The 21,750-nt window shown below is 68.5% G+C and carries 22 protein-coding genes; 10 read left to right on the plus strand and 12 right to left on the minus strand.

What is annotated here, in order from left to right:
* The gene (locus QMO76_RS28915) at positions 1-1,239 is read left to right on the plus strand and encodes a hypothetical protein (RefSeq protein WP_306364505.1); all 1,239 of its coding nucleotides are present in this window, start codon (positions 1-3) and stop codon (positions 1,237-1,239) included.
* 28 nt (positions 1,240-1,267) lie between these two features.
* Complete coding sequence (locus tag QMO76_RS28920) at positions 1,268-2,488, plus strand: hypothetical protein (protein WP_306364506.1); 1,221 nt, start codon at positions 1,268-1,270, stop codon at positions 2,486-2,488.
* Between the two features lie 10 nt (positions 2,489-2,498).
* Here QMO76_RS28920 and QMO76_RS28925 read toward each other — a convergent pair whose 3' ends face one another.
* Positions 2,499-3,296, minus strand: a complete 798-nt coding sequence (locus tag QMO76_RS28925; RefSeq protein WP_306364507.1) for a MerR family transcriptional regulator — start codon at positions 3,294-3,296, stop codon at positions 2,499-2,501.
* Positions 3,293-3,799 carry a VOC family protein gene (locus tag QMO76_RS28930; protein ID WP_306364508.1) on the minus strand — a complete coding sequence of 169 codons (507 nt, stop codon included), beginning with the start codon at positions 3,797-3,799 and terminating at the stop codon, positions 3,293-3,295. The genes QMO76_RS28925 and QMO76_RS28930 overlap by 4 nt, the downstream gene beginning before the upstream one ends.
* A gap of 144 nt (positions 3,800-3,943) precedes the next feature.
* On the opposite strand from QMO76_RS28930, the gene QMO76_RS28935 reads away from it, so the two are divergent.
* Positions 3,944-4,297: a hypothetical protein gene (locus QMO76_RS28935; protein WP_306364509.1), complete on the plus strand. Its 354-nt coding sequence runs from the start codon at positions 3,944-3,946 to the stop codon at positions 4,295-4,297.
* A gap of 3 nt (positions 4,298-4,300) precedes the next feature.
* Here QMO76_RS28935 and ddaH read toward each other — a convergent pair whose 3' ends face one another.
* A complete protein-coding gene (gene ddaH, locus QMO76_RS28940) occupies positions 4,301-5,152 on the minus strand; it encodes a dimethylargininase (RefSeq protein WP_306364510.1) in 852 nt (283 codons plus the stop codon).
* Positions 5,153-5,290: 138 nt separating this feature from the next.
* On the opposite strand from ddaH, the gene QMO76_RS28945 reads away from it, so the two are divergent.
* Positions 5,291-5,728, plus strand: a complete 438-nt coding sequence (locus QMO76_RS28945; RefSeq protein ID WP_306364511.1) for an Lrp/AsnC family transcriptional regulator — start codon at positions 5,291-5,293, stop codon at positions 5,726-5,728.
* Positions 5,729-5,810: 82 nt separating this feature from the next.
* Here QMO76_RS28945 and QMO76_RS28950 read toward each other — a convergent pair whose 3' ends face one another.
* Entirely contained in the window at positions 5,811-6,872 is a 1,062-nt protein-coding gene (locus QMO76_RS28950; RefSeq protein WP_306364512.1) for a metallophosphoesterase, read from the minus strand.
* Between the two features lie 101 nt (positions 6,873-6,973).
* On the opposite strand from QMO76_RS28950, the gene QMO76_RS28955 reads away from it, so the two are divergent.
* The 6 genes from QMO76_RS28955 to QMO76_RS28980 all read left to right on the plus strand — a co-directional run bounded on the left by QMO76_RS28955 (position 6,974) and on the right by QMO76_RS28980 (position 12,920).
* Positions 6,974-8,329: a hypothetical protein gene (locus tag QMO76_RS28955; protein ID WP_306364513.1), complete on the plus strand. Its 1,356-nt coding sequence runs from the start codon at positions 6,974-6,976 to the stop codon at positions 8,327-8,329.
* Between the two features lie 64 nt (positions 8,330-8,393).
* Positions 8,394-9,185 (plus strand): TIGR03084 family metal-binding protein, encoded by a 792-nt coding sequence (locus QMO76_RS28960; RefSeq protein ID WP_306364514.1) that lies wholly within the window; start codon positions 8,394-8,396, stop codon positions 9,183-9,185.
* Between the two features lie 332 nt (positions 9,186-9,517).
* Positions 9,518-10,432, plus strand: a complete 915-nt coding sequence (locus QMO76_RS28965) for a hypothetical protein (RefSeq protein ID WP_306364515.1) — start codon at positions 9,518-9,520, stop codon at positions 10,430-10,432.
* A gap of 10 nt (positions 10,433-10,442) precedes the next feature.
* Positions 10,443-11,627, plus strand: a complete 1,185-nt coding sequence (lhgO, locus tag QMO76_RS28970) for an L-2-hydroxyglutarate oxidase (protein ID WP_306364516.1) — start codon at positions 10,443-10,445, stop codon at positions 11,625-11,627.
* Positions 11,628-11,722: 95 nt separating this feature from the next.
* On the plus strand, positions 11,723-12,223 hold the full coding sequence (locus QMO76_RS28975) for an SRPBCC family protein (protein WP_306364517.1): 501 nt from the start codon (positions 11,723-11,725) through the stop codon (positions 12,221-12,223).
* Between the two features lie 10 nt (positions 12,224-12,233).
* A complete protein-coding gene (locus tag QMO76_RS28980) occupies positions 12,234-12,920 on the plus strand; it encodes a ribonuclease H (RefSeq protein ID WP_306364518.1) in 687 nt (228 codons plus the stop codon).
* A gap of 71 nt (positions 12,921-12,991) precedes the next feature.
* Here QMO76_RS28980 and QMO76_RS28985 read toward each other — a convergent pair whose 3' ends face one another.
* From QMO76_RS28985 to QMO76_RS29020, 8 genes are all read right to left on the minus strand, one after another.
* Positions 12,992-13,861, minus strand: a complete 870-nt coding sequence (locus QMO76_RS28985) for a hypothetical protein (protein WP_306364519.1) — start codon at positions 13,859-13,861, stop codon at positions 12,992-12,994.
* Positions 13,862-13,969: 108 nt separating this feature from the next.
* Positions 13,970-15,142 carry an MlaD family protein gene (locus tag QMO76_RS28990; RefSeq protein WP_306364520.1) on the minus strand — a complete coding sequence of 391 codons (1,173 nt, stop codon included), beginning with the start codon at positions 15,140-15,142 and terminating at the stop codon, positions 13,970-13,972.
* Complete coding sequence (locus tag QMO76_RS28995) at positions 15,139-16,260, minus strand: MCE family protein (RefSeq protein WP_306364521.1); 1,122 nt, start codon at positions 16,258-16,260, stop codon at positions 15,139-15,141. Before QMO76_RS28995 ends, QMO76_RS28990 begins: the two co-directional genes overlap by 4 nt.
* Positions 16,257-17,351, minus strand: a complete 1,095-nt coding sequence (locus QMO76_RS29000; protein WP_306364522.1) for an MCE family protein — start codon at positions 17,349-17,351, stop codon at positions 16,257-16,259. The genes QMO76_RS28995 and QMO76_RS29000 overlap by 4 nt, the downstream gene beginning before the upstream one ends.
* Entirely contained in the window at positions 17,351-18,346 is a 996-nt protein-coding gene (locus QMO76_RS29005; RefSeq protein ID WP_306364523.1) for an MCE family protein, read from the minus strand. The genes QMO76_RS29000 and QMO76_RS29005 overlap by 1 nt, the downstream gene beginning before the upstream one ends.
* Complete coding sequence (locus QMO76_RS29010; protein WP_306364524.1) at positions 18,343-19,371, minus strand: MCE family protein; 1,029 nt, start codon at positions 19,369-19,371, stop codon at positions 18,343-18,345. The genes QMO76_RS29005 and QMO76_RS29010 overlap by 4 nt, the downstream gene beginning before the upstream one ends.
* Positions 19,368-20,876: an MCE family protein gene (locus QMO76_RS29015; RefSeq protein ID WP_306364525.1), complete on the minus strand. Its 1,509-nt coding sequence runs from the start codon at positions 20,874-20,876 to the stop codon at positions 19,368-19,370. Before QMO76_RS29015 ends, QMO76_RS29010 begins: the two co-directional genes overlap by 4 nt.
* Before the next feature lie 9 nt (positions 20,877-20,885).
* Positions 20,886-21,749: an ABC transporter permease gene (locus tag QMO76_RS29020; protein ID WP_306364526.1), complete on the minus strand. Its 864-nt coding sequence runs from the start codon at positions 21,747-21,749 to the stop codon at positions 20,886-20,888.
* Position 21,750 lies beyond the last annotated feature (1 nt).

The following is a 21,750-nucleotide window of genomic DNA, read 5'->3' on the forward strand; positions in this document are numbered from 1 at the left end:
GTGACCACCAGCGACGCGGACACCACCACCGTGATCACCGAACCCACCATCGTCACCACGCTGGTCGAACCGCTGCTGCGGCTGCGGGCCGCGCTCGGTGACGGGGCGCGGCCGGACGCTACCACCGTGGCGGCGCTCGGTGCCGTCCCCACCGCCATTCGGGACTCCGACGAACCGCACCGGGCCGGGGCCACCGGACTGGAATCGGCGCGGACGGCGGTGGCTGCGGTGCCCGCCATCACCCGCACCCGCGACGAAGTGGCGGCGCTGTCGGACACCGCGACGGGGCTGGGCGCGACCCTGGCCGACGCCTACGCCACCCGCGACGCCGCCGCCGTCGAACTCGACCGGCTCATCGCCGACTTCCGTTCGAAGGCAACGGTATTGGCGAACAATGCGCGCTCGCAGGCCGACGCCGATCAGATCGTGGAACTCGCCACCGACTACATTCGCGACGGGGTGCGGGTGGTGCGGACCGCCAACGGTGAGATGGACGCCCACACCGCCACCGTCAACACCCTCGGGGTCGGCGAGAACGCGCCGCGGGTCACCGTGCCCACCGGCTTCCACCCCGGCGCGCCCACCTGGAACGGCACCGGCGGTACCGGCGGGTACTACAGCACGCCGACGCTGACCTATCGCCCGGACACCGCCACGACCACCGATCCCGTCCTGGCCGCGCAGCACGCGCTGCAACTGGCGCTGATCAACGGCGGAGTCAGCCTGGGATCGAGCCTCATCGAGGCGGGCGTCTCGGTCGGCACCCACCTGATCGACACCGCGGCCGGCGTGATCACCCACGCCATGGACAAGGGCGCGGAAGTGGCGTCCACCGGCATCGACGCCCTCGCCACCGTCGGCACGACCGCCGTCACCCAGGCCGTCAACCCCGCCGCCGCCAACCAGAACAACAACGGCGCCGGCACCACGCCCGGCGGCGAGCTGTTCCCCGGGCTGGCCCCCGCGGAGCCCGAAACACCCGACGCGACACCGGACCTGAGTCTCGGTCTCGGCGACGATCCGGTGGAACTCGCTCCGTACCCGACCGCGCCGGAGACCGGAGACGATGCGCCGCAGCCGGATCCGGCCCCCTCGGCGGGGCTGCCGGAGGAAGACGCCGACCCCGGCCCCGGCGGGGTGTTGCCGCCCCCGATCGCCGCCCAACCCGCGCCCCAGGAGGAGCGCGCACCCCGGCGCGACGGCCAGCTCGGCGTGACACCGGCGGCCCGCACCAGCTGAACCGCCCGCGGACCCCAGGGGGAATCACGTGACCAAGGATCAGACCCCGAATCCGTTCGTCCTGGGTGGCGAGACGGGCCTGCCCGCCTACGCCGGAATGCCCGACCTCCCACCGGCTCCCGCACCCGAGCCGGAGCCCGCGAAATCCGCGGAGCCGGACCCGGATTACGGCGGCCCCGCCGCCAGCATCACCGACAACGGCGACAGCTGGGGGCAGCCGGCCAACGCGCACTACGCGAACAACGACGACGAACTCGGCCCCGCCGCGAGCGTGACCGACCGGGGCGAGAGCTGGAACGTGTCCACCGGCCGCGGACGGCACGCCCTGCCCGACCCCGAGGACGAGGAGTTCGTCTACGGCGCACCGAACCGCGCCGTCGATCCCGTACTCGGAGCCGACACCACCGGGGTCGATCCGCCCGCGCCGATTCCGGCCAAAGTCGCCGCCCACACCGGCAATTGGGATGAATGGCTCGCCGGTCCCGCCCGCGGCCGCGGCACGGAACGCCTCCCGCGCGCCACCGCCGCGCGCACCGACGACGAGCCGGACACCCGCGACGACGACACCGGGGACTCCGGATACAGCGCCACCGCGCGCCGCAGCGTGGTCGACCGGACCGGCCGCATCAAACCCGTGCTCGGCCGCCTGACCCCACGCCGCGAGCACGACGACTACGAGGGCACCCGCTCGCGCGGCGCCCTGGTGGCCGTCGCGACGGTGGGCGCCGCCGCCCTGCTGATCGGCGTCATCGTGGCGGTGAACGTGAACCTCGGCGACGCCGCGAACACCGCGGCCGTCACCAGCACCGTCACGCTGGTCCCGGCCTCCACCGACAGCGCCGCGCCGGTGCCGGAGAACTATCCGCACGCCACCGACAACTGCTTCGCCACCCGCACCGACACCGCCGTCGTCGGCGCGGGACCGGGCGACCCCGCCACCGCGGCCGGTGCCATCCTGGCCTTCGAATGGGCCTACTACGTGGACCGCAATGCCGCGCGCGCCCGCGAACACGTGGCCGCCGACGCCGCGGTGCCCGACACGGCGACCATCCAGGCCGGTATCGACGAGGTACCCGACGGCACCCGCTACTGCGTATTCCTCACCCGCGCCGACGCCGACGGCCACACCTGGCAGGTGGAACTGCACGAGCAGTACCCCTCCGACCCCGAACCACAGCGGTACGCGCAGATCATCACCACCCGCACCGACGGGGAGCGGGCACTGATCACCGCCATCTCGAAACGCTGATCCGGCGGCATCACTCCCAGACGGCGGCGTCCGGGTCGATGCCGTGCGCACGGGCATTGGCCTCGATGATGGCGCGCAGCCACGCGGCCAGGCCGGGCGCCATGGTGTCGTGATAGGCGGCGAAGCCGGGATCCTCGGTGTAGCCGCGGGCGAGCAGGACATGCATGGAGTGGGTGCAGTGGAAGTAGGCGCACAGTGAATCGCGATGGCGTTCGGCCAGATCGGCCGCGGCGTCGCTGCCCGGGGCGACACCCGCGCGGAACGCCTCGGTCAGCTCGGTGTGCAGCGCTTCGACGGAAGCGACGACACGGCCCCACTGCTCGGGCGAACGCTGCGCCGACCGCTCGGCGTACTGCGCCCACTGGGGCGTATCGCCCCAGCGTTCCCGCGCCTCGCCGACCCAGGCCGGTTTCCAGTCTCGCCCGAAGATCGCCACCTGCTCCTCGGGAGTGAGCAGCAGGCCGGACTCGCGGGCTTCGATCAGCCGGTCCAGCGCCGCGCTCATGCGGTGCAGTTCGGCGATGCGCTCCCGGAGCTGGTCCCGTTGGCGGCGCAGGGATTCCAGGGCGTCACCGGCATTGGCGTCCAGCAGCGACGCGATCTCGGTGAGGGGGACGCCGAGCTCCCGATAGACCAGCACCCGGTGCAGGCGGGCCAGGTCGGCCGGCGTGTAGAGGCGATAGCCGGAACCGCTGCGGTCGGAGGGGCGGACCAGGCCGATGGAATCCCAGTGGTGCAGGGTCCGGACGGTGACGCCGACCAGGGTGGCGACGGCACCGACCGTGAGAGCCCGCGGGGGTTCGGTCACTCGGATGGCCCTTCGATTCCGATATTGCGCAGATATTCGGCGGAGGCGCTGTTCGGATCGTACGGGCGCGCGGCGGTCATGATGACACGGGCGCGCTCGGGGGTGACGACCTCGAGTTCCACCGTGTTCCAGGGCATGACGCGCGGCCCCGTGGTGCAGCCGGGCAGCAGCCGCTCACAGGCGTCGGCGATCCCGTCGATCTGGCCGAGCACACAGGAGAAGGTGACGCTCTGCACCGGTGTCGCGGCCGGTGGTTCGCCCGGAACCAGCAGCACGTCCTGGAACATCCAGCGACGCAGGTGGGTGACCTGCCCGGGCACCGTGAACAGGTCGAAGAACCCGAGGCCGCGCTCCCAGAAGTCCACCGACGCGGACAGGTCGGAGGTCGGCAGGGTGACGAACATGGGCATGCCGTAGACGCCGCGGAACAGCTCCGGCGGCTGGGCGTCCGGACCCGGCGCGGGCACGGGGCCGACTTCGAAGGCGGGGTAGGTGTCTGTCATGACCACAGGGTCGGGCCTCACGTCGCGTGAGGGTCAAATCACGTCATTTCTGAGAGAAACGACAGGAAACGCACAGGCTATGTCCAGACGCACCGGGCACCCTCGGCAGTGATGGAACGTACCGATGTGAGCTAGGGGTGCCGAATGGTCGAGCTGGAGATCGAGGGAACCACCGCGACGGTGCATGTCACCGGTACCCACCGCGTGCTCGCGCTGCGCGAACACGTCAGCTTCGACCTGGCCCGCGTCACCGGTCTCGGGCCCGCCCCGGTGGATATGCGGCCGCCGTGGCTGCGCGCGCCCGGCACCTTCTTTCCGGGTGTGATCGCCGCGGGCATCTTCCGGGGCAAGGGCCGCAAGGAGTTCTGGGATACCCGCTTCGACGGCCACGCCGTGCTCATCGAACTGGCGGGTACCGACTTCACCCGACTGGTCGTCGACGTGGAGGATCCGGAGGCGACCCTGCGGACGCTGACGCGCGCCGCCCGGGCCGCCTGAGCCTCACTCCACCCGGTGCAGCTCCAGGGTGCAGCACTTCACGCTGCCGCCCGCCTTGAGCAGCTCCGACAGGTCGATGCCGACCGGATGGTAGCCGCGCTCGCGCAGCTGGTCCGGCAGTGTGGTGGCGCGATCGGTCAGGAAGACGTGGTAGCCGTCGCAGACTCCGTTGAGCCCCAGCACATTCGCGTCGGCCTCCGTCGCGATCAGGGCGTCGGGGAACATGGCGTGCAGTAGGCGCGCACTGTCCGCCGAGAAGGCCGGGGGATGGAAGGCAATGGTGTCGCCGAGCGGCATGAGCGCCGTATCCAGGTGGTAGAAGCGCGGATCCACCAGTTCCAGCGATATCACCGGGCGACCGAAGAAGTGTTCGGCCTCGCGATGCGCGGCCGGTGCCGTGCGGAAGCCCGAACCCGCCAGGATGCGTCCGCCGACGACCGCGAAATCGCCTTCGCCCTCGTTGATCTCGGTCGCGGCCCGGACCCGGGTCAGGCCCCGCCCGGTGAACCAGCGGTGGTAGGCCGGGCCCTCGGGCACCCGTTCGAGATTGGCGAAGCGGGCCGAGAGCGCCGCGCCGCCGACCACCAGGCCGCCATTGGCGGCGAAGACCATATCGGGCAGCCCGGGTTCCCCGGCGATGGCCTCCACTCGGTGGCCGCACCGCTCGTAGGCGGCGCGCAGGGCGTCCCACTGGGCCAGGGCGAGCGCCCGGTCCACGGGCGCGGAGACGTCCATCCACGGGTTGATGGCGTAGGTGACGTCGAAATGCTCGGGGCGGCACATGAGGTAGTGCCGGGAGATCGGGCGACGCGCGCCGGAGGGTTCGGGGGCGCGCAGCGTGGCTATCGAGGTCATCGACACTCCGTCCGAATCGGTGACACAGCAGTGATCACGACGGTATTGGGCGTATCGTTGCGTTGAGAACACTGATCTGTTGCGCAGATTCGGATAGAAACAGCGAATCATTGCGCACAGACGAAACGGACGGTACCCATGGACGAGATCGACCGGCGCATCCTCGCCCATCTGCTGCGGTATGCCCGCGCGTCCTTCCAGGAGATCGGCGCGGCGGTCGGCCTGTCGGCCCCCGCGGTGAAGCGGCGGGTGGACAAGCTGGTGGCGGGCGGCCAGATCACCGGGTTCACCGCGATGGTCAACCCGTCGGCACTGGGTTGGCGCACCGAGGCGTACGTCGAGGTCTACTACCGCGACAACATCACCCCGGCCGAACTCAAGCGCAGTCTCGAACCCATATCGCAGGTGGTGGGCGTGTGGACCATCGCGGGCGAGGCCGACGCCCTGGTGCACGTCATGGCGACCGATATGGCGGAGATCGAGCGGACCGTCGAACGCATCCGGGAGAACACCCGTGTCGGACGCACCCGCAGCAGCATCGTCATGTCCCGCATCCTGGAACGACCGCGTACCTGACGGCGGCGCGCATGCTCGCAACCGCAGCCCGATGGATCGACTTCGCGCGCTCGGGTAAGGGCGGTGCTGCCGGGCGCGGGCGTCAGGACAGTCGGCGCTGGAATACGGTGGCCGGCTCGCCGGTGGCGAGGTCCACCGTCACCACGCCGAGATCGGCCGAATTCCGGGTCAGGTCCAGCGTCATGAAACCGAGTTCGTCGTAGTTCTCGTACAGCGCCGGGGTCGGGTCCTGCCCCCTGGCGCGGTCGCCGTGCACGGATTTGGCGGCCGCGCCTGAGATGAGTTGGCGGGTGCCCTTCGAGGCCGTGGTCGGATCGAGGACCTGGAGCGAATGGTCGTGGCCGGAGAGGATGAACTGGCAGCGGCCCAGCACATGGTTCTCGAAGAAGCGTTTGACGTGGATTCCGTTGATGGGCTCGATATTCAGGCCCTCGTAGTTTCCGGCATTCCCGTGCGGGCCGTTGTTGAGGTACGGGTGGTGGGTGCAGGCGATCTTCCACTCGGCCGGGGAGGCGGCGATGGCGCTGTCCAGCCAGGCGGCCTGTTCGGTCATGAACTGGCCGTCGGCCGCCCAGTAGGGTGCGAACAGCGGCGGCAGGTAGGCCGCGATGGGATTCAGGTCCAGCACGAAGAATTCGACCACCGGCCGCTGTTCGGGAATGCGCACCGAGTAGTAGCGGGCGGGCATGAACCAGCGGGCCGAGCGCGCGTGATAGGCCACCTCGTGGTCACCGCGCAGCAGCCAGCCGCCGTCACCGGGCAGGATCGAGCTGTTGTCGTGGTTGCCCTGCACCATCAGCCACGGGAAGTCGAGCCCGTGGTTGGGGTCCTCGAATTTGGCGGCGAACTGGGCGTCCTCGTCGGACCACGGGCCGCTCTCGTACACATTGTCGCCGAGCGCCAGGGCCAGCGAGAACGGGTCGCGGGCGTGCAGGGCGCGGGCGGCGTCGGCGACCTGCCACTGCGGCCGGGCACCGGTGCCCGCGTCGCCGGTGACGAGGATGCGCAGCGAATCGCCGGTGGGGAAGGCCGCCTTGGTCACCGCCGGGGCGGGGGCGGCGTGAGCGGTCGCCGTACCGGCCAGTGTGGCTATTCCGGCGGCTGCGGTCGCTCCCGCCAGGAAACCGCGGCGGTCCAGATTCATCCTGTTCACCCCTGCCTCTCGTAGCTTTGACACCGCCCCTGCCCGGTGAGAGTGTTATGCGCACTATTTCTCACCCGCCGGCACCGTAGGGGGACGCTGCGATGACCATACTGGCCTCGGGGCTCTTCATCGATTGGGAGCACCTCACCGGCCAGTCCAAACTCGTCGTCGACCTGGTGAGTTTCCCCCTGTTCAGTGCCGTCGCGGGCTGGCTCACCAACTGGACCGGCGTGCTCATGCTCTTCTGGCCGGTCCTTTTCCGCGGTTTCCGGGTGCCGGGCCTGGATGTGCTGTATCCCTACTTCCCGCGCCGGGTGCAGGTGCTGCCCACCTTCTCCGGCGACGGCAGACAGCTCGGCTTCCAGGGCTTCATCCCCGCCCGCGCGGAGAAGATGGCCAGTATCTGCGTGGACAAGGCGCTCATGCGGATCGGCAGTCCGCGCGACTTCATCCACGAACTGGATCTGGACGGTATCGCCGACTACATCGCCGAGATCGCCCGCAAGCAGGTGCAGCCCATCGTGGACGAGATCATGATGCGGGAGAACCCGGATCTGTGGGCCACCGTGCCGCGCGCGGTGAAGCAGATCATCTATCAGCGGGTGGAACGCGAACTGCCGCTGCTGTCCCGGCGGGCCTTCGACCACCTCGGTGACAATGTCGAACAGCTCATCGACATCAAGGATTTCGTCATCCGCTATCTGCGGGACAACCCGACCATCCTCAAGGATCTGACCACCACCATCGCCGCGCCGGAACTGCGTTTCATGGTGCGGATCGGTTTGCTCGGTGCGCCCTTCGGCCTGCTGCTGGCGCTGTATCTGCATGTGCACCACGACATTCCGGTCGTCGGCTGGCTGCCCGGCTGGTTCGTGGTGCTGGTCGCCACGGCGGCCATCGGCGTGATCGTCAATGTGATCGCCGTGAAGATGGTGTTCGAACCCGGCGATCCGCAGCCGCGCTACAAGTACCTGTGGAAGCAGGCGCTGCTGGCCAAGCGGCAGCCCGAGGCCGCGCAGGATCTGGCCGAGATCCTGGCCTACCAGGTGCTGACGCTGCCGAACCTGGCGAAAGAACTGCTGGACGGCCCCAATGGGGACAAGACCCGGCGACTGCTGGAACGGCTCATCTCCGATTCGATCCACCGGCAGCTGGGGCCGACCCGGTCGGTGGTGCGGGCGGCCTTCGGGCGGCGGCAGTTCGACAATCTGAAGGTCGGGGCGGTCGGCGCGGCGGTGGGGCTGGCCCCGAGCCTGGTCGAGGACGAGGTCTTCGCGGCCGAACAGGCCAAGAAGATCGATGAGTTCGCGGCCCGCAAACTTCAGCAGCTCACCCCCGGCGAGTTCATGGAGATGTTCTACGCCTCGGTCGAACAGGACGCCTGGCTGCTGTACCTGCACGGCGCGGTGCTCGGTCTCGGCGTCGGCGCGATTCACCTGATCCTGTTCGGCTGGTAGGCACCCGCAGAAATACAAGCACGCGTGCTTGCCTTTTTATCGGTGCACTGCGATGCTGGCCGGCATGGCCGACGTGGAGGCGCTGCTCGGGGATTTCACCGCCGAGTGCGCGGAGCTGGATGCACTGGTGGCGGATCTCGACCCCGCCGAGTGGGAGCGCGACACGCCCGCGCCCGGCTGGCGCATCGCGCATCAGATCGCGCATTTGACCTGGACCGACGAGGTGGCGGCGCTCGCGGCCACCGACCCCGAGCGGTTCGGGAAGCTGGTCGAGGAGGCCGCGCCCCGGGCACTGACCTTCGTGGACGAAGCGGCGGAGGAGAAGGCGCGCACCCCGGCGCGGGAACTGCTCGCCGAATGGCGTTCGCGGCGAACGGCACTGGTCGAGGCGCTGCGACAGGTGCCCGCCGGGACCAAACTGCCCTGGTTCGGGCCGCCCATGAGTCCGGCGTCCATGGTCACCGCGCGCCTCATGGAAACTTGGGCACACGGACAGGACGTCGCCGATGCGCTCGGCGTGCCGCGCACCCCCACCGCGCGGCTGCGGCATATCGCCCATCTCGGCGTGCGCACGCGGAACTACGCGTACCTGGTGCACGGGCGCAGCGCACCCGCCGAGGAATTCCGGGTGGAGCTGACCGCCCCCGACGGCAGCTCGTGGACCTGGGGTCCGGCGGACGCGACGCAGCGAATCAGCGGTCCGGCACTGGATTTCTGCCAGCTGGTGACCCAACGCCGCCATCTCGACGACCTCGATCTCGAGGTGGTCGGTGACGATGCGATCGAATGGCTCGGCCTCGCACAGGCTTTCGCCGGTCCCCCCGGAACCGGGCGCACGGCGGGCCAATTCGGCTGACCCGCCGCACGTCTCGACCCCCGACCTCGGCGTTGACGAGAGCGGGCGAGCGTCACTGTAGATGCGCCGTGCCTGGTGCCGACCGGACGCCATTGGCCGGAGGTCTTCGTGGCAGTCGAGATGACGCTCGCCAGCTAACCGAATATCTACCCCGTCGCCGGACGGCGGAAACGCACTGATGCGTCCGGTTGCCGAGCTGTGATCCTGGTCTCACGGGGGACATGTGTAACCCGACGGCACCGTAACCTGGACGAGCGTACGACTTTCAACGGTGCGGGTCGTACGCTGCAGGGGAGCAGGGGGACGAGGGGAGATGGAAAGGACCGCACCAGATGTCGCACGATCCGGCGACGCGGGGCGCGGCTACCCGGAACACTCGGCGCGCCGCACAGATCCTCCGCCACACCGCCGTCGTCGGCGCGGGCATGGCCAGCATCGGCCTCACCGTCGCCGCGGGCACCTATATCGCCAATGAGCTACCCGGGGCACAGCGTCCCGACACCGTCCTCGCCGCACCGCCCGCACCATCGCCGCGCGGGGGCACCGGGACCGGTCACGGGCTGCCGGAACGCCCGGCACTCACGCCCATCGCGGAAAAGATCGAACTCGCTTCGCTTTTCGGTCCGCTGACCGCCTCGCCGACCCAGTCGGCGGTGACGGCCGCGCGCCCCACCATCCTGCAACCCGGCCGCCAGCTCGCGGATTCGCCCGGCCTGGCCGGGCGGTTGCGCGTCGGCGACACCTTCGTGGGTGCGCAGGTCGTCCCGGTCCCACGCAATTCGGTCGCTATCACGGTGGACACCAATGTCTTCGGCACCGTCGCCGATCTGGTGCTGCCCGCGGCGGACGGCGACGGAATCGACCTCGGACCGGCCGGCACCACCCGACTGCACACCGAACTCGATACCCGCAGCGGTGAACTGTCGCTGGTGCTCTCCGATACGGAACTCGGCGAGATCGGGGTGCGGCTGACCCGTTATCCCGCCCCCGCCGAGACCACCGCGCCGGACCCGGATGCACGCACGGCGAACACATCGCCGACGGCGACCGAGCAACCGCCGACGGCGACCGAGCAACCGCCGACGGCGACCGAGCCGGACATCGCATCCGGATACACCGGCGTATCCGAGCAGTCCGGCGGGGCCGAACCGGCAGCCCCACCGCGACCGGTCGTGACCTCCGCGACCCCGGGCGAGCGACCCAGCACCCCCGTCGCACCGGAGACCGGCGACCTCACCACTGTGTGACACTTGCTGCGTGTACGACTACTGCGTGATCGGCGGCGGGATCGTCGGCGTGGCCACGGCCCACCGGCTGCTGTCCCGCCGCCCCGGGGCCAGTCTGCTGTTGGTGGAGAAGGCCGCCGCGCTGGGCACGCACCAGACCGGGCACAACAGCGGCGTCATCCACTCCGGCATCTACTACGCGCCGGGCAGCCTGAAGGCGCGGCTGTGCCGGGAAGGAGCGCGCCGCACCAAGGAATTCGCGGCGGCGCACGACATTCCCTTCCAGGTCTGCGGAAAGCTGCTGGTGGCGACCGATGCCGCCGAACACGCCCGGATGCTGGCGCTCTACGAGCGGTCGGTCGCCAACGGCGTGGACGTGGAACTGCTCGACGCCGCCGAACTGAGACGGCGCGAGCCCCGGGTGACCGGGGTGGGCGCGCTGTTCGTGCCCGACACCGGGATCATCGACTACACCCGGGTGACCACCGCGCTGGCGGCGCAGGTGCGGGCCGCGGGCGGGACGGTGGTACTCGGCGCGGAGGTCACCGCCATCGACGAAACCGGTGACGCGGTCACCGTTTCCGGCCCGGCCGGGAGCTGGCGGGCCCGGCGGCTGGTGGTGTGCGCGGGCCTGCAGGCCGATCGGCTGGCGCGGCTGGCCGGGTTGCGGACCCACCTGCGCATCGTGCCGTTCCGGGGCGAGTACTACCAGCTGCCGCCGACCCGCAAGGATCTGGTGCGCACCCTCATCTACCCCATCCCGGATCCCGAATTGCCGTTCCTGGGCGTGCATTTGAGCCCCACCGTCGACGGTGACCTGACCGTAGGGCCGAATGCGGTATTGGGCCTGGCTCGCGAGGGCTACCGCAAGGGCAGCGTCGATCTGCGCGACGTGCGGGAGATCCTGGGATTTCGCGGGTTTCACCGAGTGGCGGCGGCCAATGTGCGGACCGGCGTTCGGGAGCTGCGCAATTCGCTGTTCAAGCGCGGCTATCTGGCCGAATGTCGGCGCTACTGCCCGGAACTCACCCTCGACGATCTGCTGCCGCGCGAGGCGGGCATCCGGGCGCAGGCGGTGCTGCGCGACGGCACGCTCGTCCACGACTTCCTGGTTGAAAAGACAGAGCGGTCGGTTCATGTACTGAACGCCCCTTCGCCCGCCGCGACATCGGCGCTGCCCATCGCGGCGCACATCGTCAATGAATTGGACGGTTGATCACATATCGGGAATGCGGCAAAGGCTCGGTAACCCTGACAATAAAGAGGACGGATGTAGTATTTTTAACCGCAGCCGTGGGACAGGGAGCACCTATGGGCCATATCAAACTCGCGAGCGACGTCGGAGCGCCCGTGGAAGTCGCGTTCAGGTACACGGACAACCATCAGTTCGTGCCGGACTGGGCCTTCGCCGTCGCCGCCTTCGAACCCGTCGGGGATACCGACCACGGTGCGGGGGCGATCTTCGCGTGTACTCTCCGAGTGGGCCCGTGGCATCCGACGGTCGAGTGTGAGATCTCCGAATACCGCCGCAACGCGGTCATCGAGTACACACTCCGCAGGCGCCGGCCGGGGAAGGCGGCGCCCGCGGACTCTCCTCTCGCGGTGATCAGCCTGCGTTTCGACCCGCTCGGCTACGGACGCTCGGTCATCACCTCCGAGGCGGAGTATTTCGAACCGCCAGGTCTTCTCGGCCGCCTGTGCTCGCGAATGCTGCATCCGGCCGTACAATCGGCGGTGCGACGGACCGAATCGCAATTGCGAAGGGAGATAGAGGGATTCCACGGAACGGATCTTGTCGGCCGGATTGCGTAGGGTGCCAAGCATGATCATCGTGAGCACCGACGGATCGTGCCTGCGTAACCCGGGTGGCGCCATCGGGTGGGCCTGGGTCAACCACGCGGGCGGATCGGCCAGTGGCGGGGCTCCCACCGGCACCAATCAGATCGCCGAGCTACGCGCCCTACTCGAGGCCGTGCGCGCCCATCACGGATCCGAACCCCTACTCATCGAGAGCGATTCCCTCTACGCCATCAAGTGCGCCTCGGAGTGGATCAACGGCTGGCGACTCAATGGCTGGCGCACCTCCACCGGCGGCGCGGTCAAGAATGTCGAACTCATCCGCCAGATCGACGAGGCCATCTCCTCCCGCCCCGGACCCGTGCGTTTCCGCTGGGTACGCGGACATGTGGGCAATTACTTCAACGAGCAGGCCGACACCCTGGCGGGGCAGGCGGCCCGCAAGGTGGCCGCGGGCGCACTGCCCGATCCGGACGTCCCCGCACCCGCCGCGGTGGAACCCGCCGCGGCGGAGCCCGAGGCACCGGCACAGACCCGTGCCGCCGACGCCACCCCGCCGACCACCCCGATTCCGGTGGTGCCCGCCCACGCGGCGACGACGGCCGCGGCCGTGGCCGACCCGGCCGCGCTGCAGGACACCATTCCCGCACCGGCGCCGATGCGTCGCCGACCGACATCGACACCCGATCCCGACGCCCTGACGCTGTTCTGAAGCGACCAACCCCCGGACGACAGACGCCCCACCCGCCTGGTTGCGAGTGGGGCGTCCGCTATCGGGAGTGGTCAGTTACCGGGCGCGGGGGCCTCGGCATCGGGGGCGGGCTGCTCCGGCTGTTCGTTCTGCTCGGGCTGCGGACCGGTGGGCGCGACCGGGTTCAGGCCCTTGAGCGTGGGGGAGTCGAAGTTGGCCACCAGCCATTTGCCGTCCTTCTTCTCCATCTCGGCCACACCGGGGACGGTCAGCATGTCCGGCTGCGGCACCACCGAATTGGAGCGGACCTGGGTGATGATCAGGACGACGGACGCCTTGTTCTCGTCGCCGGACTCGAAGGCGCAGTGGATCTCGTCCAGGGTGGAGCGGGCGTCGACGCTCTTCATGGCCGTTTCGAGGGTGTCGGCCGCGCCGCTGAAGAACTGGCCCCACTGTCCGGTGGACCGTGACTTCACATTGTCGAAGTAGTCGCCCAGATTCGCGGCGTCATAGCTGGAGACCGCCCTGCCGAATTCGCAGGCGGCCGCCGTGGCCTCGTCGCGGGCGGTGAGTTCGTTCTCGTGCGTGCGGTTCTGCAGGAAGAACCACACGCCGGTGGCGATGGCGGCGACCAGCAGCACACCGGCGGCGAACGCGGCGATGAGCGGCAACGATCCGCCACCCGAGCCCCCTCCGGTGGCGGGGCGCTGCGGCTCTCGCGGCGGGGGCGGCGGGGTCGGCTGGGCGCTCTTCGACGTCGAGACCTTCTCCTCGGGTGCCTTCGCCTCGGGTGCCTTCGCCTCGGCCGCATCGGCCTTCTTGCTCAGGTCGGGCGTAGATTCCGCCGTGGCGTCGGCGGCCTCGATCTTCTCCGTAGCAGCAGTGTCGGCGCTGCCCACGGCATCGGCCCCGGCCGTCGAATCGTCTTCGGTTGTCTTCTTCTGGGCAGCGTCATCCGACATGGAAATTGCTCTCACTTTTCCCGGTGCGCTGCGGACGCACCGTCTAGGTTCTGCTCGGCGAGTAAGCCCGGCCCGGTGACCCACACCACCGTACCGGGAGGCTCGCGCTCACTTCACGGGCGGCAGGGTGCGCTCGTTCAGGTCGACATCCGCAGGCGGATTGGCGCCGTTGTTCGGCACATCCGGCCGCGGTGCGTTGGCGGAACCGCGAATCTGCTGGTCCGCCGGGGGGTTCACGCAGGTGCCCGTCCACCGGGGGAAGGTGCTTTCGGTGGCGACCTCGGGCCGCACCTGCTTGGCCGGGTACTGGCAGTACGGGCGCGGCCAGATATCCACGATGGTGTAGAACTCGCCGTCGTGCGCGGGCACGCCCATGGCCGAGGTGCCCACCACGAGCGATGGGAACAGCGCCCGCAGCGCGGGAACCCGCAACTGCGCGGCCTTGGTGATGGCCGCGAAATTCTGAGCCAGGCTGGTCATCGGATCGGCGGTCTTGTCGAGCACCGCGCCGAGGGTCTCCATCTGGCCCGGCGCCTGCTCCAGGATCCGCTGAAGTTCGGCGTTGGCATCGTTGAACTGCTGGAACAGCACACTCGAATTCGCGGTCAGCGTACCCAGATCCGGCTGGGCCAGCGAGGTGGTCTGGGTGATGGTGCGCAGATTCGTGATGAGGTTCGTGGTCTGCGGCAGCAGTCCGTCCAGACCGGCGGCGGCCAGGCTGATGCCGTTGATCATGGCGCGCAGCTGATCCTGGCCGCCGGACAGGGCGATGTCCAGTTCATTGAGGATGACGCTGAACTTGTCCGGATCGATCTGGGCGATCAGCTCGCTGGAGTTGTCCAGCACCGCCCACACGGGCGTGGGGGTCCGGACGGCCTCCGGATCGAAGGCCACCACCGAACCGTCGCGCAGGTACGGGCCCTGATCGGTATTCGGCCGGAAGTCGATGTACTGCTCACCGGCGCCCGAGAGCGCCTGCACGGCGATCCGGGTATCGGAGGAGATCTTGTACTTGGTGTCGATCTCGGCGATGGCCGCGATACCCGCGCCATTGTCGACCAGCGAGATCTCGGCGACCTTGCCGACGCGGGAGCCGCGCAGGGTCACGTCGTTGCCCGGTTGCAGACCGCCGGAGCGGTCCAGGTTGACCGTCACCCGGTAGGTATCGCGCAGCGGGTTCACCCGCATCACGCTCACCGCCAGGTAGGACGCGCCCACCAGCAGGATGAGCACCAGCGCGGCGTTCGACACCAGATTCTTGTGCGCCTTCACCCAACTCATCGGTGGCCCTCCGAAATCCGGCCCTGGACGATCTGCAACACCTGGATGAGGCTGCCCGCGAAATCGCCGAAGTCCTTCAGATCCGGGAACTTGCTGTTGGCCGGATCGGTGAGCAGGCCGATATCGAGCATGGTCAGGGTGGCCGCCACGGCGAGGGTGTTGCCCTTGAAGGATGCGTCGGCCATGGGCCGGATCTCACGCAGGGCGTCGAGCGCCGGTCCCAGGTTCGGTTCGGTTTGCGCCAGCGCGTCCATCAGCTGCTGCACGTTGTCGAGCAGGCTGGCCAGTTCGGCGGAGGTGGTATTCGCGTAGTCGCCCAGGGCCGCACTGGTCGTCGAGACCTTGGTGAGCAGTTCGCCGAGGGCCTGGTTGTTCTCGGCAATGGCGCCGATCATGTTCGGCAGGGTGTCGGCGACCTGGCCCAGCTCGTTGTGATTGGCCTCGAGGGTGGTGGCCAGCGCGCTGAATCCCGCGAGGGTCTGGTCCACGCGGGCGCTGTTGTCATTGAGGCTGGCGGTGATGCCCGTCATCTGGGTGATGAGATGGGCCAGCTGCGGACCACGCCCGCCCACAATGGATTCCAGCTCATTGGTGATCTTGGTCAGACTGGCGATGCCGCCGCCGTTGAACAGCAGCGAGACCGACAGCAGCAGTTCCTCGACCGTCGCGCCCGCGGAGGTCTGCTCGCGGCTGAGGGTGTCGCCGTCCTCCAGGACCTGCTGCCCCGGTTCGTCCTTGGGCTTGGACACCGCCACGAAGACATCACCGAGCGGAGTGGCTTGGCGGAGTTCGGCGGTGCTGTTGGCCGGGAGTTCGATATCGGTGCGGATGTCCAGATCCACATGTGCTTCGAAGTTCTTGGTCTCGATCTTGGTGACCACGCCGACGTCGGAGCCGCCGATCTTGACCTTGGCCTGGTCCGGCAGGTTCAGCGCGTTCTCGAAGACGGCGTGCACCGTATAGGTGTCGCGCCCCGCACCGGGTTTCGGCAGCGGCAGATTCTCGACCGTGACACCGCAGCCGGAAACCGCCAGCGTCGAGACGGTCGCGGCCAGCGCGACCACGCCGCGGCGGATCCGTTTGGCGCGCCGGGTGTCCCGGGTGTAACGGTTGCTCATCGTGTCAGTCCCAACATTGCCGCGGTGAGCCCGAGATCGGGTCCGAAATCTTCTATCTTGCCGGTGCGGCAGCCGTCGGCCCGCATCTGGATGCGCTCGCAGAACAGGCTGACGATCTCACCGGAGAGCGCGGTGCCGAGCACGGCGTGCAGGCGGATGAACCGGCCCTGACGGTTGACCGAGCGATCCAGGTTCTGCATGAGCAGCGGTGCCACGTCCACGATCTCGATGACACCGGCCGAGTTGTCACGCAGCTGCTGGGTGACATTGGTGAGACCGGTGAGCGTGCCGTTGAGCTCGTCCTGGTACTCCGCGAACGCACCGCTGGTATTGGCCAGGAAGGCGTTGAGCTGGTCCAGTGTGGCCTGCAGACCGGGCGCCTGCTCGGCCAGCAGCGTGGACATCTGGGTCATCTTGTCGCTGAAATCCCGGACCGCCTGGTCGTTCTCGGCCAGCATGGTGGTCAGCTCATTGAGCTTGATGATGATGCTGGAGACGGCGTCCTTGTTGTCCACACCCACCTTCAGCGCCCCGGAGAGCGCATTGAGGGTGTCGCGCATCTTCTCGCCCTGACCGTTGAGCATCGGGTAGAGCACCCGCCCGGACAGCGGACCGATACCCTCCTGTCCCTCCTGCGGTTTCAACGCTTCGGCGAAGGCGTCGATGGTCTTGATCATCTGGTCCAGCTCGACCGGGGTCCGGGTCTGCTGGGTGGTCAGGTGCGCATCCTCGGGCAGGGTCTCGCCGCCGGTGTACACCGGGGTCAGCTCGATGTGCCGGTCGGTGACGATGGAGGGCGAGATCAGCGCCGCCGTCACGTCCTTCGGAATCTTGACGCCCTTGTCCACGGTCAGGTGGACCTCGACGTACTCACCCTTGGGCACGATCTTGTCGACCTTGCCGACCTCGAGGCCGAGCACCGTGATCGGGTTGCCCTCGAACATGCCCGCGATATTGAGGAAGTCGGCGGTGAAGTGCTGGGTCTGCCCGACGGCGTCCTTGACCCCGATGGGCACGACGGAGCAGCTGCCGACGGCCAGGGCGGCCACGCCGATCATGAGGGCCTTGGCGATTCGCGTGAACTTGGTCATTACTGGCACCCCTCTGCCACATGCGCGAAGCACAGCCAGTTGTCCGGGAACAGCCACGGCAGGCCGACCTCGCCGTAGTTGCCGTTGCCGAACACATTGTTGAACTGCCGGACCGCCGGCGGCATGATCGACAGCAGCCGGTCCAGGTTGTCCTTGTTCTTCTGCAGTCCCTCGGCCATGGTGTTGAGCTGCTGGAGTGTCGGGCCGAACTGGTTGTCGTTCTGCGCGCCGATCTCCTGCAGCTGGCGGCTGAGGGTGGCGATGTTGTCCAGCAGTGAGCGCAGCAGGCCCTGGCGTTCCATCACCCGGTTGGCGATGGCCTCACCCTGGGTGATCACCAGCAGCACGCTGTTGCGGTTGTCGGCCAGGATCCTGGTGACCTTGTCCAGATCCTTCAGCAGCTGATCGACGTCGTTCTTGCGATCGTTCATGGTCTTGGCCAGCGCGCCGACCGCGTCGAGGGCCTGCACCGTGAGCTGCGGGGTGTCGCCCAGCTGCTGGTTGATCAGGTTCAGCGATTCGGCCAGCTTCCGGGTGTCGAGGGCCGCGAACTTGGGCGTGCCCTCCTGCACCACGTCGGCCAGGTTGTAGGGAACATCGGTGTTGTTCAGCGGGATTCGGTCACCCGGCAGCCCGGTGCCGTCACCCGGATCGAGGTCGATGTAGCGCGCGCCCAGCAGGGTGGCCATCTTGATGGCCGCCCGCGCGTCGGGCCCGAGCTTCACGTCGTCGCTGACCTGGATGGTGATCAGCACGTGGCCGCGCTCGAGTTCCATATCGGCCACCCGGCCGACCGGAACGCCGGAGACGTTCACCTTGTCACCGGCCTTCACACCGGCGGTCTGGGCGAATTCGGCCTCGATGGACTGCTCACCCACGCCGATCAGGCGATAGACATTGGAGGCCAGCAGCAGCGCTACGATGACCAGCGCACCTACCAGGCCGAGCCAGAAATTGCGATTGCTGTTGAAGCGGTTCTTGATTGTCTCGATCATGGCCGGCACACCGCCGAGTGGGAGTTGCCGCCGATCTGATTGAACAGACCGCGCGGGAAGAGGACGCCGTACAGGGACACGTCCAGGGAGCACACGTACGCGTTGGCGTAGGTGCCGTTCTGGCTGAACTTGCCGACGTTGGCCAGGATGGCGGGCAGGTCGATCGCGGCCTGGTCCAGCTTCGCGCCATTGGCGAGCAGCAGGGTCAGGGCGTCGCGGGTGGAGCTCTGCGCCACCGCCAGCTTGGGCTGGATCGCGCCGAGCATGTTCACCAGCGCGCCGGTGGCGTCGGCGATCTGCACCGTGGACGCCTGCAGCGACTGGCCCTGCGCGTACAGGCCGCCGATCAGCGCCCGGGTCTGGGCGACCAGGGTCTCCAGTTCGCCGCCGCGCCGGGCCAGACCGGACATCACGCCGGACAGATTCGTGATCACGTCCGACAGGATGGCGTCACGGCGCTGGAAGTCGGTGGCCAGTGCCGCGGCCTGGGTGATGAAGGCGCTCAACGAGACTCCGTCGCCCTGCAACGCCAGGATGAAGGTCTCCGACAGGTTGTTCACCTGTTCCGGGGACAGCACCTGGAACAGCGGCTGGAAGCCGCCCAGCAGACCCGAGATGTCGAAGGACGGCTCGGTGCGCTCGATCGGGATGGAGCCGTTGTTCTTCAGCTCCGAGGTGTCGCCGCCCTGTCCCGGGGCCAGCGCGATGTAGCGCTGGCCGATCAGGTTCTGGTAGCGCACCAGCGCCTTGGTGTTGTTGAACAGCGACTGGTCGCGCTGCACGATGAAACGCACCCGGGCGTTGTTGCCGGAATCCAGTTCGATCGACTCGACCTTGCCGACCCGCACGCCCGCCATGCGGACGTCATCGCCTTCCCGCAGCCCGAGGACGTCGGAGAAGGTGGCGTTGTAGGTGCTGGTGGAGCCTTCCACGGTGCGCGCGAGGGTATTCCAGATGACCGTGGTCACCAGGATCGCGACGACCGCGAAGAGACTGAACCCGATCAGCGGTTTGCGAATGCTCATCGGCCGCCTCCGGTTTCGGTCACTTGCAACGTTCCACCCCTCAGGATCGAGCTCAACAGCAGGTACTCGGCGATGGTCGGCTTGCGGCCGAGCAGGGCCACGATGGCGTCATCACCGGCGTAGGAGATCGGCCCGGCCGCGGCCGGCGCCGTCTGCGGCTGCGCGTCGGGGTCCGGCATCGGCGCGGGCGCGGGAGCCGGGGCGGCGCCGAACAGGTTCGGGAACAGCCCTTCCAGCGGCGTCCCGCGCAGCGGGTTGCCCGGCTGCGCACCCGGCGCACCCGGCGTGGGCGGCGCACCCGGCTCGGTGGTCTCGGCGGTGGTCAGCCCCGGAATGCCGGGGAAGCCCTCCGGCAGCTGCACCGGCGGCAGCCCGGCCGCCGACTCCAGGGCCTTGGGCCGCAACGACTCCGGCAACTCGCCCGGACTCGACTCCGCGGGCGCGGTGCCACAGCTGGGCGCGGCCAGCTCGCCGTAGCGCGGGCAGTCGGCCTGGGTGTAGGGCTTGTACGGCGTGAAGGTGAGGCCCATGTTCCACACCATCTGCCGCTGCGGACCCCAGTGGAAGGTGCTGGCCAGCGCGCGCACCGAGTTGTTCAGATTCTCGATGGCCTGCGGAATGGCGCTGGGATCGTCGGACATCGCGCCGAACAGCGCACTGGTGCCGACGGTGACCTCCTTGCCCACATCGGGATTGCGGGCGAACAGGTCGTTGACCTTGTCGACGGTGCCGCCGGTGCCCGTGATGAGGGCGGCCAGTTCACTGCGCCGGTCGGCGATGGTCTGCGCGGTCTGCACCGAATCCGCCAGCACGTTCATGAGCTCGGGAGCCGACTGGTTCAGCGCCTGGAACGACTGCGAGAAGTCGTCCAGCATCACCCCGAGGTCCGGGATGGACTCGTCGACCGCCAGCAGCCACCGATCCACCCGTTCGATGGTGGAACCGGGAACGCGGCCGCTGCCGTCCAGCGCGTAGGACAGGGTGCCGAGCACCCGGCCGAACTGCACGGGGTCGATCTTGCTGAGGATGTCGCGGACCGTGGTGAGGGTGTCCTGCAACGCGATGGTGCCCTTGGAGCGGTCCTCCGAGATCTCCGAGCCCTCCTCGAGGTGGGCGTTCGCGGGATCGGGTCCGTTGTAGACCAGTTCGACCGAGGTCACGGCGAACAGGTTGGAGGGCACCACGCGCGCGGTCACATTGGCCGGGATGCCGGAGATGTACTCCGGCTTCATCTCGATGTGCACTTCCTGCAGCTCGCCCTTGGCGGCCACCGACACCTCGTCGACCACGCCGACCAGCACACCGCGGAACTTCACGTCCGCTTTCTGCGGCAGGCCGTCACCGGTGGTGGTGAGATTGGCCGTGACGTTGACCTTCTCGACGAAATAGCCCTGATAGCGCGCCATCAGGAAGCCCAGGATCAAGGCGAAGACGGCCAGCCCGGAGACACCCGCGATGAGCAGCTGGCGCATGGTCGGTCCACGCCCGCTCGGATCGATGATCATGCTCGCCCCCTATCCCGAGATCCGAATGCCGGGGTCGACGCCCCAGATTGCCAATGTCATGAACAGGTCGGCGAACACCACCGCGATGATGCAGAGCTTGATCGCGCGACCGGCCGCCACGCCCACGCCCTCCGGACCGCCGGAGGCGAAGAAGCCGTAGTAGCACTGGATGAAGGTGGTGATGGCGACGAACAGGATCGCCTTCAGCATCGAATACAGTACGTCCTGCGGTACCAGGAACTGATAGAAGTAGTGCTGGAACGTGCCCGCGGCGGTGCCGCCGATCAGCTGCACGGTGAGCGAGCAGGAGATGTAGGCCACCGGCAGCGCCAGGCAGTACAGCGGCACGATGGCGATCATGGCCGCGATCATGCGGGTGCTCACCAGATACGGCAGCGGCCGAATGGCGACCGACTCCAGCGCGTCGATCTCCTCGGAGATGCGCATGGCGCCCAGCTGCGCGGTGAAGCGGCAGCCCGCCTGCGCCGCGAAGGCCAGCGCAGCCAGCAGCGGCCCGAGTTCGCGGGTGGTGGCGAAGGCGGAGATGGCGCCGGTGATCGGGCTCAGGCCCAGCAGATTCAGGGAGGTGTGCCCCTGGATGCCGACGGTCATGCCGCCGAAGGCGGACAGGATGATCACCACGCCGATGGTGCCGCCGCCCACGACGAGATTGCCGTTGCCCCAGGTGACGTCGGACAGCAGCCGCCAGACCTCCTTGGGGTACTGCTTGAAGGCCAACGGGATGGAGGCGAGCGAGCGCAGGAAGAAGAAGACCTGGTGGCCCACCCGCGCGATGAAATCGACCGGAGCCCGCCCGGTGCTCCTGATCTTCTGGAACGGCCGCAGCAGCGGCGGAACATACGTTGCTGACACG

This window comes from Nocardia sp. CC227C, from assembly GCF_030767025.1.
GTDB lineage: Bacteria > Actinomycetota > Actinomycetes > Mycobacteriales > Mycobacteriaceae > Nocardia.